Source organism: Bacillus sp. UNC41MFS5, from assembly GCF_000686805.1.
This window is the reverse complement of the sequence record NZ_JMLP01000011.1, coordinates 151,566-164,266: the sequence shown is the minus strand read 5'-3', so window position 1 is coordinate 164,266 and position 12,701 is coordinate 151,566. Positions and strand designations below refer to the sequence as shown.

The window sequence follows — 12,701 nt, the reverse complement described above, 5'->3', positions numbered from 1 at the left end:
GGAGTTCTAACATTATGGTGAAATGGTGGAAACAATCGACTTTTTATGAAATCTATATGCCCAGCTTTAAAGATGGAAATGGTGATGGAATCGGCGACTTTATTGGGATGACCTCTAAACTCGACTATCTTAAAGAATTGGGGATTGACGGATTGTGGCTGACTCCGTTTTATCCATCACCAAAGGTCGATAACGGCTATGACATTTCCGACTATTATGGAATCGATCCGGAATATGGAACGATGGCGGATTTTGAAACGTTTATAAAGGAAGCACATCAACGTGGTATCAAGGTAATTGCCGATTTAGTGCTCAATCACACTTCTTCTGAACATCAATGGTTTCAAGAGTCAAAGTCATCAATGGACCATCCTAAACGTGATTGGTATATCTGGAGAGATGAGCCGAACAACTGGGAGTCTTTCTTTGGCGGCCCGGCTTGGGAATATGACAGGGAGACAGACCAATATTATTACCATGCTTTTGCGAAGGAACAGGTTGATTTGAATTGGGCCAATCCTGAAGTGAAACAGGCCATGTTTGATGTGATGCAATTTTGGCTTGAAAAGGGAATCGATGGTTTCCGGCTGGATGTCATCAACTTCTTAAAGGTTAATGATGCGTTTCAGGACAATCGATATGATTTGAAGAATAAGGAACAAATTCATTTATACGATAAAGACCAAGAAGGAATTATAGCGATTATTGAGGAAATTGCAGAGTTTGTTCATCAATATCCGGAAAAATTTCTTGTTGGTGAGGTAGGTTCCGAGGACTTGGAAGTTCTAAAAAAATATTCGGGCCTTAACAAATTAGATGTGGTGTTTAATTTTAATATCGGGAGTATGGGTGAGTTTGATACGGGTAGGCTCTTTCAGCAATTAGTGGAAACAGAGAAAACCTATGATTCATCTCAAATTCCAACCTTATTTTTTTCTAGTCATGATATGTCCAGACATATTTCAAGATTTGGCGGCAATGAAGATCGTGCCAAACTGGTTGCTACTTTGATGCTGACGGCAAAGGGTGTTCCGTTCATCTATTTTGGCGATGAAATCGGGATGAGAGATTGGATTACAGACGACCTATCGAAAATGAAAGATATTCAAGGAATCATGGGCTATACGCTCGCATTACAAGCGGGTAAGTCACCTGAAGAAGCCCTAGTTGTTGCGAATGAAAAATCTCGCGATAAGTCACGTACTCCGATGCAATGGAATTCACATGACAATGTCGGCTTTTCAGAGGGGCTGCCGTGGATTACGGTGCCAGAAGATGCCTACAAAGTTACTGTTGAAGACCAGATAAATGATCCGGAATCGATGCTTTCTTTTTATAAAAAATTGCTGAAGCTGCGAAAAGAACATTCATCTCTACAGTTCGGAGATTATGAATTTTTACGAAACGAAGATGGAATGATCTATTTCGTCAGAACGGATTCAGTTGAAAAAATATTAGTAGTTTTGAATTTCACTGATCAACCAAAAACGCTTGAAGTAGCAGGCACTATGAAGTTGTTACTTTCAACAAAACGAACAAGGTTGGATCGTGAAAATGTCGTAACAATCTTAGCGAATGAAGCAATGATTCTAAAGGGGGAAATAGGAAATGACCTTGTTAAGGAAAGGTAATGCTCAAACATGTGAACAGCTTTTAGAGGAATATACTTCAAAAACACAACCAACCAATCCTGAAAAAATTGTATTCACAGGTATTGGGGAAAATGATGTTTATAATATTAGCGCACCGTTTGAGGATGAGGGAGAGCTTGTCATTGCCGGACGAGTGGAATCACGTGACAGTGAACACTCCAATGTATACTTCTTTGTCGAAAGAAACGGTGAGTGGGTACCAAGAGAAAATGCGCCAGTCCTGGAATTGCAAGATCCTTTCTTTACTCGAATCGCGGGAGAGCTAGTATTGGGTGGCGTCCAAATTTTCCCTCACCCAACGAATGAAGGACAACTTGGCTGGAGAACAGTTTTTTATAAAGGTCCATCGATTGCAAGCTTACAAGAATTTGCAAAAGGTCCAGACGGGATGAAAGACCTCAGGCTTGTGGAATTAAAAGATGGGAGCATTGGGGTATTAACCAGACCTCAGGGTGAAAAAGGTGGAAGAGGAAAAATTGGCTGGACTAGTATTTCTTCATTAGAAGAATTGACTATTGATGTGGTCAACGAAGCGCCGTTACTAAAAGGGCAGTTCATTGATGAAGAATGGGGCGGGGCCAACGAGCCGCACCTTTTATCAAATGGTCTTGTTGGAGTATTAGGACATGTTGCCTCCTTTGATAGTGAAGGAAACCGCCACTATTACCCAATGGTTTTTGCCCTTAATCCGGAAACAAGTGAATTTTCTGATATGGAGTTAATCGCAACTAGAAGTCAGTTCCTTCCTGGTCCAACGAAGCGTCCAGACTTAGTAGATGTCGTCTTTAGTGGTGGGTTAGTTCGAAAACCCGATGGAACGGCTGATATTTATGCAGGAATTAGTGATGCAGAAGCTCAAAAAATTACCATTGTCGATCCGTTTTTACAATACGAGCGGTAAATCTGATACAACAAAGGAGTCATTAAAATGAATGTATATAGATATGAAGAGAACCCTCTAGTCACTCCAGCAGATGTGAAACCGCATCGAGCTGATTTTGAAGTTATCGGTGCTTTTAATGCAGGTGTTACAACGTATAAGGATGAAATTATCATGCTTCTTCGTGTAGCAGAACGACCAATTAGTGAAGACCCGATTATCGTTAAATCGCCAATTTATAATCCTGAAACAAACGAACTTGAGATTTTAGAGTTTCGATTAGATGATCCTACTTATGATTTCGCTGATCCACGTGTGATTCGAAAAAGCGGGGATATTCATTCATGGGACTATTTAACATCTATAGCATACTTGCGGATTGCAAGAAGCAAAGATGGTGGTCATCATTTCACCATTGATGAGAATCCGTTAGTTTACCCATCTAATGAGTTAGAAACATTTGGGATAGAGGATCCAAGGATTACTAAAATTGAAGATACTTATTATATCTATTTTAGTGCTGTTTCACCTGTTGGTGTGGGAGAATCGATGGTTTCCACAAAAGACTTTGTGTCGATTGAACATCATGGAATGATTTTTGCACCGGAAAATAAAGACGTCTTAATTTTTCCAGAAAAAATTAATGGAAAATACTATGCGATCCACCGTCCTGTACCAAAAAGTGTAGGGATGCCAGAAATGTGGATTGCTGAATCAACTAACCTCCTGCATTGGGGTAATCACAAGCATTTACTAGGTTTACGTGAGGGCATGTGGGATAGCGCTCGTATGGGCGGAGGGGCTGTTCCTTTTAAGACAGAAAAAGGCTGGCTGGAGCTTTATCATGGTGCAACTGAGGATCACCGCTATTGTATGGGTGCCGTTCTCCTAGATTTAGAAAATCCAACAAAGGTTATTGCTCGTTCGAACCAACCGATTCTAGAGCCTGAAGCAGACTATGAAGTAGAAGGGTTCTTTGGAAATGTAGTCTTTTCTTGCGGTGCTGTTGTTGAAGGCAATGTAGTTAAAATGTTTTATGGCGTTGCTGATACATCCATGGCATGTGCGGAATTAAGTTTAAAAGAAATCTTGGATTCATTGACTTATCTATAATTTGAAAAAATAAGTGCCAAAATCGTGAGACTGATTTTGGCCTTTTTACTATGTTTTAAGTTTAAATAGGCTTTACTAGTAAGACTGATATATTGAAAGCATTTTTCAATGGCAGGTGACGAACTATGAAAATAAATGATAACTGGAAAATAAAACATTTTGATGTAGGGGCTGCACGTGATCTTGAGGTCGCTGCACCTGAATATATTGATTACTTCTGGATGACAGCCTCAGTACCAGGTGATGTGCATTCAACGCTGATGGACCGAAACCTGATTGAAGATCCTTTTTACGGACACAATGATTTGAAATGTCAGTGGGTAGAGGAAAAGGTTTGGTGGTATCGCAATACGTTTGAGTTCAATGATGAAATTACGAAAGACCACAAATATGAGCTTATCTTTGAGGGGCTTGATACGTTTGCTACCGTTTATTTAAATGGTGTGGAGCTGGGTTCAACGGAGAATATGTATATTAGTCACAGCTTTGAGGTTGCACGGGAGCTGAAGCAAGGGAAAAATGTATTGGCGGTAAAATTTGATCCAGTCCATGTTCATGTGAAAGACAAGGTTCAATATTATTGGTCTGGATTTAGCAAGAAACGAATTTGGACGAGGAAAGCCCAAAGCCATTATGGCTGGGACTGGGGTCCGCGCTTAGTTGCGGCGGGGATTTGGAAGGAAGTTCATTTAGAGAAGAGAACTTTTGCTAAAATCGACTCTGTATTTGCAAAAACAAAATCTATTTCTCCTGACAAAGCAATTGTCGAGATCGAAGTGGAAATAGCGTCATTTAGAAAAGATAGAGATTATGTGGTAGATATAAACCTTTCTTATGGTGAAGAGAATTATATAACCAAGGTAAAAGAAGACTGTAAAAAGGCACAAGCTGTACTCGAAATAGAAAATCCAAAGCTCTGGTGGACACATGACATTGGCACGCCACACCTTTATCAACTAAAGGTTGAATTGCATGCGGACGGTGTGAAAGTGGATGAAAAACAAGAAGACTTCGGGATTAGAACCATTGAGGTACTGCGTAAGGACGAGGAAGGAAACCGCTGTTTTACCTTTGTTTTAAATGGTGAAAAGCTGTTTGCTAAAGGTGCCAATTGGATTCCAATCGATAGCTTCATCGGAGCCGTCCCAGATTCTCGTTACAAGCACTTAATCAAGATGTCCAAAGATGCGAATATGAATATGCTTCGTGTTTGGGGCGGCGGTATCTATGAAAAAGAGGTTTTCTATGACGAGTGTAATCGGCTTGGCATTTTAGTCTGGCAGGATTTCATGTTTTCCTGTGCTCTCTATCCTGATTACAATAAGAACTTTATGGCCAATGTCAAAGAGGAAATCATTCATGTCATCAAACGCCTGCGTAATCATCCTTGCTTGGCACTTTGGTGTGGAAACAATGAGAATGATTGGCTGTATGAAGCATTATTTTCATCAGGTGAAATCACTCATCCTTTTTACGGTGAAAAAATCTATCATGAATTAATGCCTGAATTACTTGAAGAACTCGACCCAACTCGTTTGTTTTGGCCAAGCTCGCCATTTGGTGGAAATGATCATAACTCAAGGAAAGAGGGAGACACGCATAACTGGCAGGTTTGGCACGGGAATATTGAGCCTAGAACGTTTGGTGAGCCACAAACGGTGAATTACAGTGTTGAAGGGCTGTCATTTAAAAATTTTAAAAATGATATGACACTTTTTGCGAGTGAATTTGGCATGCATGCTTCTTCTAATCGCTATACATTAGAACGAAATATCCCGAAGGATCAATTTTACTGGGGAAGCGAAGAAATGGCCTATCGCAATAAAGATATCCATCATCCAAAAGGAATTTTGCTGATGGAAGGCTATACAGGAGTTCCAAAGGATTTAGATGAGTACATTTCCTATTCGATGTTAACGCAAGCAGAAGGTTTGAAGTATGGAATCGAACATTACAGGCGCAACAAACCACATACAAGCGGTGCGTTATTTTGGCAGTTAAATGACTGCTGGCCGGGTACAAGTTGGTCAGTTATCGACTATTATTTATTGCCCAAAGCTTCCTATCATTATGCTAGAAAGTTCTATAGTCCAGTTCTATTAACGCTTGCTCATGAACCAGGTAAAGATATGGCTATTTGGGTGATAAATGACCGGTTAGAAACCTATGAGGATGAAATTGAACTGGCCGTTTATCAATTTAATGGCGAAAAAGTATTTTCAAAGCAATGGATGGTTTCGGTGCAAGCCAATGTTTCGCAGCAAGTAGACGTTGTTTTAGAGCAGGAAGCCCTTAGTGGTCTGCAGCCAGAAGAGGCCGTTATCGTCATTCGCTCAAAAAGGAATAAAACGGATGAAAACTTCTACTATTTCCGCGATCAAAAGGACTTGAGATTGGAAGAGTCTGAAGTAACTGTTTCGATTGACCGTGAGAAAAATGAGTTAACCGTTTCTACGAATATGCTCGCGCGAATGGTCACCATTGAAATGGAGATGGAGCAGCTTGTAATCGAGGATAATTTCTTTGATTTACTGCCAAATGAGAGCAGAACAATTAAGATCAGACAGGCTGAGGGGAAAGACGTTCCTTGGGAAACCTTGAGAGTGAAGGCCATTAATAGTACAAAAACAGAGGGGATATTCGGATGAAAGCGGCGGTTTTGAAAGGTACAAAGCAAATAGAGATAATGGATTGGAACTATCGTTCACCATCACCCAAAGAGGTCATTGTAAAGGTAAAAAGCTGTGGAATTTGCGGTACGGATCAGCATATTTATCATGGTCATCCCGGTTCAGCTGAAGTCCAGCCGCCAATTGTCCTCGGGCATGAATTGTCAGGTGAAGTAGTGGAAGTCGGTGCAGAAGTATCAACCCTCCAAAAAGGGGATCGTGTTTCGATTGATCCGAACATCTATTGCGGGACATGTGAGTATTGCCGGAGCAACCGGGCTCATTTATGTAATCATCTCCAAGCGGTAGGCGTAACAAGGGATGGCGGTATGGGTGAGTATTGTGTTGTGCCCGATGCCAATTGTTACAAGCTCCCAGACCAGATGACTTTTGAAGAGGCTGCGCTTGTCGAACCTTTAGGCTGTGTATTACATGGTTTTAGGAAGGTTCGATTGTCTCCCTTAAGTAAGGTACTCATTATTGGAGGCGGCTTTATTGGCCAATTGTTTTTGCAATTGGTGAAACAACAAAACGTTGATTCAATCATTGTGAGTGAACCTGCGGAGAACAAACGAGAGCTTCTTTATAAACTGGGTGCTGATGACGTGATCCATCTAATGAATGCGTCTAAGCTAGAGGCAGATGTTGTGATTGAATGTGTGGGCAGAGCGGATAGTATGGAATTGGCAGTTAAATCAGCAGCAAAGGGCGGTCAAGTGCTACTTTTTGGGGTGTCAGCGCCTGATACTGTTATTTCTGTGTCACCATTTGAAATTTTTTCAAAAGAACTTACCATAAAGGGTTCATTCGTAAACCCTTATACCCATGAAGAAGCTATTTCACTTATTGCGAAAAAAGTGGTGGATGTCGAGTCGCTCATTTCTCATCGTTTTACAATAGAAGAGCTGCCAACAGCAATGGCTAACTTTCCTAATCTTAAAGTTTCAAAAGCGATAATTAACCACTAGTTGCAGGAGTTTTCGACCCTGAGGCCGAAAACTCCTGTATAAGGAGATCAAAGAATGCTTCAAATTTTTAAGTCTTTTTCTACGGAATTAAAGTTTTATTTACTGATGAATGCCTTATTTTCCTTTGGCGGCGTTTTGTCTGGTGTTTTTCAAAGTGTTTTCTTATGGAAATTGGATAAAACCTATTCACTGCTAGCTTATTATAGCTTGTATTGGTCCATCGCGATTATCTTTTGTTTTGGCCTTTGCGGTTGGCTGGCTAGGAAAACGAGCCCGATGATTACGATGCGTTTAGGATTTGTATTTTATCTGATTACCTATTTAATTATGCTTATTTTTCATGACACATTAAGTGAGCATATCATGTTGTTAGGATTTTCAAATGGATTAGCGATGAGCCTATATTATGTCGGCATGCATTTGGCTGTATTAGATTTAACAACCAATGATAATCGGGATCAATTTTTATATGTTCAAGGAATTCTATTTACCATTGGAGGTGTGATCGGCCCGGTTCTTTCAGGGATCATCATCTCGCAATTGAAAGGTATGTTGGGTTATTATGTCGTTTTTATTGGAACTTGTATATTCTTTTTTATATCCTTTTTAACCTCTCTAAAAGTGAAGGGACACCCGATTACAACAAAAAGTTATTTTTGGGATGTTATCAAGAATCCGTCAAAGGAATGGAAAAAGATGTACAAGGTAATGTTTGCTGATGGGATTGTATCAGGCGTGTACGGGACCTTTTTGATTACGATGATTACCTTCAAAGTAGCTGGTGGAGAATTAAGTTTAGGAGTTTATAATATGGCTGCAGAGTTGATTGCAATTGCTACATTCTATCTGCTCGCTAAGTTCTCTAATCCGAAATATCGTCTCGCCATTTATGCAATCGGTTCGGTAAGTATATTTTTGAGTTCTGTATTGTTATCCGTCCTTCCTGTCCTCATTTCGTTGATTATTTTTGGAATTATATCGCCATTAGCACAAAATATGGTGATCACTTCGATGAGCGCTATGATTTATGAAGCGATTGAGAAGGACCCTGAGTACAAGGAAAAGCGCTTGGACTATATCATTATCCGAGAAATCCCACTTGGTGTTGGAAGAATTATCGGGGTATTTTTGTTTTTAGCGATGAGAAAATACTTTGATTTTGGCCTGCTTTTACCTGTCTCGTTTAGTCTTTTTCCGATTATCTATGTCATTATGATTCCATCTCTTTATTTTATTTGGAGAAAATCAAAAAAAGGATCTGTGCTTAGTTCTAATAAAATGTAGAAATTCTTTTTGGGAGGTATTTATGTATGTTGGGTGCAATTGAAGCGGGCGGGACAAAGTTTGTGTGTGCTATTGGCGATGAAAATGGTAATATTGTAGACCGTATTCAGATTCCAACCACTGTACCGGCGGAAACGATGCCAAAGGTGGTTGAATTTTTCAATCAATATCCTATACATGCAATTGGTGTGGGTTCGTTCGGTCCCATTGATGTGAATCCGGAAAGTGCTACATACGGTAATATTACTTCTACGCCGAAGCCAGGGTGGAGGGATTATCCGTTTGTACAATCATTAAGAGATGTATTTTCAGTACCCATTGGGTTTAATACAGATGTAAATGCAGCAGCATTGGGAGAGGTTACCTTTGGTGCGGCAAAAGGATTGGATAGCTGCTTGTACATTACAGTTGGTACTGGAATTGGGGCAGGTGCAATTGTTCAAGGGAAGCTTCTTCAAGGACTTTCACACCCTGAAATGGGGCATATTCTTGTAAGACGGCATCCAAATGACGAGTTTCGAGGAAAGTGCCCGTATCACCACGATTGCTTAGAAGGTCTAGCGGCTGGACCTGCCATTGAAGAGCGCTGGGGAGCAAAAGGAGATCAGCTTGTTAATCGAATGGAAGTTTGGGACCTAGAAGGATACTATATTGCCCAAGCCTTGATGCAATATGTATTGATTCTTTCGCCGAAAAAAATCATCCTTGGCGGGGGAGTTATGAATCAAAAACAAGTGTTTATTTCTGTCTATAAGTATTTGAAGGAATTTGTTAATGAGTATGTGGCTTTGCCGGATCTTACTGAATATATTGTCGGTCCAGGTTTAGGTGACAATGCGGGAATTACTGGCTCGCTCATGCTTGCTTATCAAGCATTTCAAGAGGAAAATCAACGATAAACGTATGCCTGGAGGTAATAATTATGCAACCATTGTTTTTAAGACCAGTTTTTAAAGAGCGAATTTGGGGCGGTACCGCTTTACAAACCGAATTTGGGTACAACATTCCAAATGATCAAACAGGGGAATGCTGGGCGATTTCCGCACATCCCAATGGGCCATCTATTGTGGAAAACGGTCCATATGCGGATATGGCATTGGACGATTTATACCGTAAACATCCCGAGCTTTTTGGAAGCCCGAAGGAAGAGGTTTTTCCACTTTTAACGAAAATATTAGATGCGAACATGGATTTATCCGTTCAGGTCCATCCTGAGGATTCTTATGCGAAGGTTCATGAAAATGGGGATCTTGGGAAAACCGAATGCTGGTATATTCTTGATTGTAAAGACGGCGCGGATATGATTTTTGGCCATAATGCGAAAACAAAAGAAGAATTAATTGAGCAAATCAATGATGGGAAATGGAACGAGCTACTGCGTAGAGTCAAAATCAAGCCAGGCGACTTTTTCTATGTTCCAAGCGGAACCATCCATGCTTTATGTGAAGGAACGCTAGTTTTAGAAACGCAGCAAAGCTCTGACACAACCTACCGGGTGTATGATTACGACCGTCGAGATGCGGAAGGGAATTTGCGCGAACTTCATTTAGAAAAGGCTATAGATGTGACAACTGTTCCACATCAAGATGCTAGAATTGCTCCTAAAGTCGAGGAGCTTGAAAATGTAACGATTACTACGTTTGTGAAGTCAGACTTTTTCTCTGTTTACAAATGGGAGGTTAGTGGAAAAGCTGCTTTCTCATTTAATAATCAATATCTGTTGCTTAGCGTCATTAATGGGAATGGAACACTTCTTCATAATGGTCAGCCATATGGATTGGAGAAGGGGGCTCATCTGATCATCCCTGTGGGATTTGGCGAATTTGAAGTAGACGGGAATTGTGAATTGATCGTTTCGCATACTTGATATATCTACATTGGCTAATTAAAAAGCGTAAAGATTCCGTGATAAGGGTATTTACGCTTTTTTTATTACCATGAATAAGGTTTTACCTAAAAAAGTTCTGTGTATCATCCCTCCTACTAGGTTATACCCTGCTAGGATTTCACACGTTCTACAAGTTGGAGAAGCTCGTGGTCTGGTCCATAGAATAAAATCATTCGCCCGCCTTCCAGTGTCGGCTTTGGTTCACCAGATGTGAAATGAATTCCTTTTTCATTGAAATGGTGGATGGCCACGGTTATATCTTCGACAGTAAATGCAAGATGGTTCACGATTCCACACTCTGCATACTCTCCGATAGGATTAATATCACGAATCAGTTCAATTTCCATATCGGGCTGTGACTCAAGATATAAAAATGCTAGCTCCCTATTTGGATTGACTCCCCGAAGGCGAACGCTAAATCCAAGGATTCTTGAATAAAATTCGATCGACCGGTCCATATCCGAAACAATAATGGCCGTATGTTCCATTTTGGAAATCATGTTTTTTCCCCTTTTCAATTGAATAATATGATCCACTTTAATCTTATAGTAAGTGAGTTTAATAGAAAAGAAATGGCCTGCAAGAATTATAAATTAGCACTAAAAGGTCTGAAATATTTGAATTTTCAAACTGGATGATAGATTGTTTATGTTTTATTAATCCCTTAAGATGTGAACATAAGTAAAATATTCAAAAATTTCAGATAGTACTATTTAGGATATAGGGAGGAAAGAATCATGACTGCTGAAATAAAAAGTCAGAACCTGCTCAACTGTGTGTTGACCGAAATCCGCGCCCGACGGAATGAATTTGACGCGAAGCGGCACGTGCCTCGGGACATGGTAGCGCAACTAAAGCAACTGGGCGTCTATCGCGCTCACACGCCGCGTTGCTATGGCGGCGATGCCTGCTCGCCCGCGGAGTTCCTCAGGCTGATCGAGGCCATCTCTGAGGCTGACGGCTCCGCCGGATGGGTGGCGAGCTTCGGTTCTGCTGCGGTCTACCTGGCGGCCCTGCCACGCAATACGCTCGCACGCCTTTACGCAAATGGCCCGGACGTGTCCTTCGCGGGTGGCCTGTTTCCGGTCCAGCCAGCAGAGAAGGTCGAGGGCGGCTGGCGAGTGAACGGTCTTTGGAAGTTCGCGAGCGGCTGCAAGGGCGCCGACATTCTCGGCGTCGGTATTGGCACCGTGGAAGGCGGCAAGCCGCTTACCGCTGTGCTTAGACCTGAGGACGTGGAAATCGTCGAGAACTGGGAAGTGCTAGGGATGCGCGGAACGGGTAGCCATGACCTGCGGGTGAAAGACGTCTTCGTTTCAGACGAATGGACCTTTGTCCGTGGCGGTGTGCCTTCTATTGAAGAGCCGATCTACCAGTATCCATCCATCGCATATGCAGCGCAAGTCCTGGCGGTGGTCAATCTTGGCGTAGCTCGCGCCGCGCTTGATGAAGTTTCTCAGATGGCGGGTGTCCGTTCTGGCATCACCGGTGCACCGAAGATGGCCGATCGCGCTTACCTTCGAATCGCAGTGGCAAAGGCAGAAGCCTCGCTAAGGTCGGCGCGCTCCTTCTTTTACGAGGCCACCGATTCTGCTTGGGACTCGATCCTGAGGGGCGACGGTGTCTCCACTGACCAAACAAGCATGTTGCGTCTGGCAGCTGTACAAGCTTCCCGCGCAGGCGCGAGCGCCGTGCAGTCAGCCTACCTGCTTGCCGGCACCGCAGCAATCTACGACGGGCACCCGCTGCAGCGCTATTTGCGCGACGCGATGGTCGTGACCCAGCACGCGTTCCTCAGCGAAGGCATGTACGACGGCGCCGGCTCGGTATTCCTAGGCGTGCCGCCGATGCCCGGCTACATCTGACCCTGCCAATCAGACTTGATTTCACAAGTAAAGGAGGACATCGCCGATGCACGCACTAGATATGCAGGAATCACCATCCGATTATCAGTTTGAATGGATTGTTCATTTACCAGACAAAGGATTTATCGATTTTTGTTCGAAACAATATTCCGTCAATCGGGGTGTCTTTAACGTCATCGATCATTGGTTTTTTGACTTCGGGCTGGAGAATATTATATTGCGCCGGAAAGCCATCATTCAGTTTTTAACATATCTCCATTCAGAAAATAGTTACAACCATAAGAAAATGTACTTGCAGTTCGGGAAAGGCGGAGTAAAAAAAAGCCTTTATTATTTCGTTGACGAATGTTTAAATAAACAAAAGTCAATATAATGAGGGTGA

At 42.0% G+C, this 12,701-nt stretch carries 11 protein-coding genes; 10 read left to right on the top strand and 1 reads right to left on the bottom strand.

Annotated elements, in window-relative coordinates:
- The first annotated feature begins 14 nt into the window (after nt 1-14).
- From BR30_RS32720 to manA, 8 genes are all read left to right on the top strand, one after another.
- On the top strand, nt 15-1,631 hold the full coding sequence (locus BR30_RS32720; RefSeq protein WP_051633474.1) for a glycoside hydrolase family 13 protein: 1,617 nt from the start codon (nt 15-17) through the stop codon (nt 1,629-1,631).
- A complete protein-coding gene (locus BR30_RS0105720) occupies nt 1,609-2,553 on the top strand; it encodes an MTP-1 family protein (RefSeq protein WP_026564179.1) in 945 nt (314 codons plus the stop codon). Before BR30_RS32720 ends, BR30_RS0105720 begins: the two co-directional genes overlap by 23 nt.
- 27 nt (nt 2,554-2,580) lie before the next feature.
- Entirely contained in the window at nt 2,581-3,645 is a 1,065-nt protein-coding gene (locus BR30_RS0105715) for a BtaManbiosPhlase (protein ID WP_026564178.1), read from the top strand.
- A 125-nt stretch (nt 3,646-3,770) separates the two neighbouring features.
- Nucleotides 3,771-6,293: a beta-mannosidase gene (locus tag BR30_RS0105710; RefSeq protein ID WP_026564177.1), complete on the top strand. Its 2,523-nt coding sequence runs from the start codon at nt 3,771-3,773 to the stop codon at nt 6,291-6,293.
- The gene (locus tag BR30_RS0105705; protein ID WP_026564176.1) at nt 6,290-7,282 is read left to right on the top strand and encodes a zinc-dependent alcohol dehydrogenase family protein; all 993 of its coding nucleotides are present in this window, start codon (nt 6,290-6,292) and stop codon (nt 7,280-7,282) included. The genes BR30_RS0105710 and BR30_RS0105705 overlap by 4 nt, the downstream gene beginning before the upstream one ends.
- A 54-nt stretch (nt 7,283-7,336) precedes the next feature.
- Nucleotides 7,337-8,566, top strand: a complete 1,230-nt coding sequence (locus tag BR30_RS0105700) for an MFS transporter (RefSeq protein WP_026564175.1) — start codon at nt 7,337-7,339, stop codon at nt 8,564-8,566.
- A 26-nt stretch (nt 8,567-8,592) separates the two neighbouring features.
- Nucleotides 8,593-9,465: an ROK family protein gene (locus BR30_RS0105695; RefSeq protein WP_026564174.1), complete on the top strand. Its 873-nt coding sequence runs from the start codon at nt 8,593-8,595 to the stop codon at nt 9,463-9,465.
- A gap of 20 nt (nt 9,466-9,485) precedes the next feature.
- Nucleotides 9,486-10,433: a mannose-6-phosphate isomerase, class I gene (manA, locus tag BR30_RS0105690; RefSeq protein ID WP_026564173.1), complete on the top strand. Its 948-nt coding sequence runs from the start codon at nt 9,486-9,488 to the stop codon at nt 10,431-10,433.
- A gap of 131 nt (nt 10,434-10,564) precedes the next feature.
- On the opposite strand, the gene BR30_RS0105685 is transcribed toward manA, so the two are convergent.
- Nucleotides 10,565-10,954, bottom strand: a complete 390-nt coding sequence (locus tag BR30_RS0105685) for a VOC family protein (protein WP_026564172.1) — start codon at nt 10,952-10,954, stop codon at nt 10,565-10,567.
- Between the two features lie 237 nt (nt 10,955-11,191).
- Between BR30_RS0105685 and BR30_RS0105680 the strand changes: the two genes are divergently transcribed.
- Together BR30_RS0105680 and BR30_RS0105675 are read left to right on the top strand one after the other, a co-directional pair.
- Nucleotides 11,192-12,319, top strand: a complete 1,128-nt coding sequence (locus tag BR30_RS0105680) for an acyl-CoA dehydrogenase family protein (protein ID WP_026564171.1) — start codon at nt 11,192-11,194, stop codon at nt 12,317-12,319.
- Between the two features lie 46 nt (nt 12,320-12,365).
- Nucleotides 12,366-12,692: a hypothetical protein gene (locus tag BR30_RS0105675; protein WP_026564170.1), complete on the top strand. Its 327-nt coding sequence runs from the start codon at nt 12,366-12,368 to the stop codon at nt 12,690-12,692.
- Nucleotides 12,693-12,701: the final 9 nt, after the last annotated feature.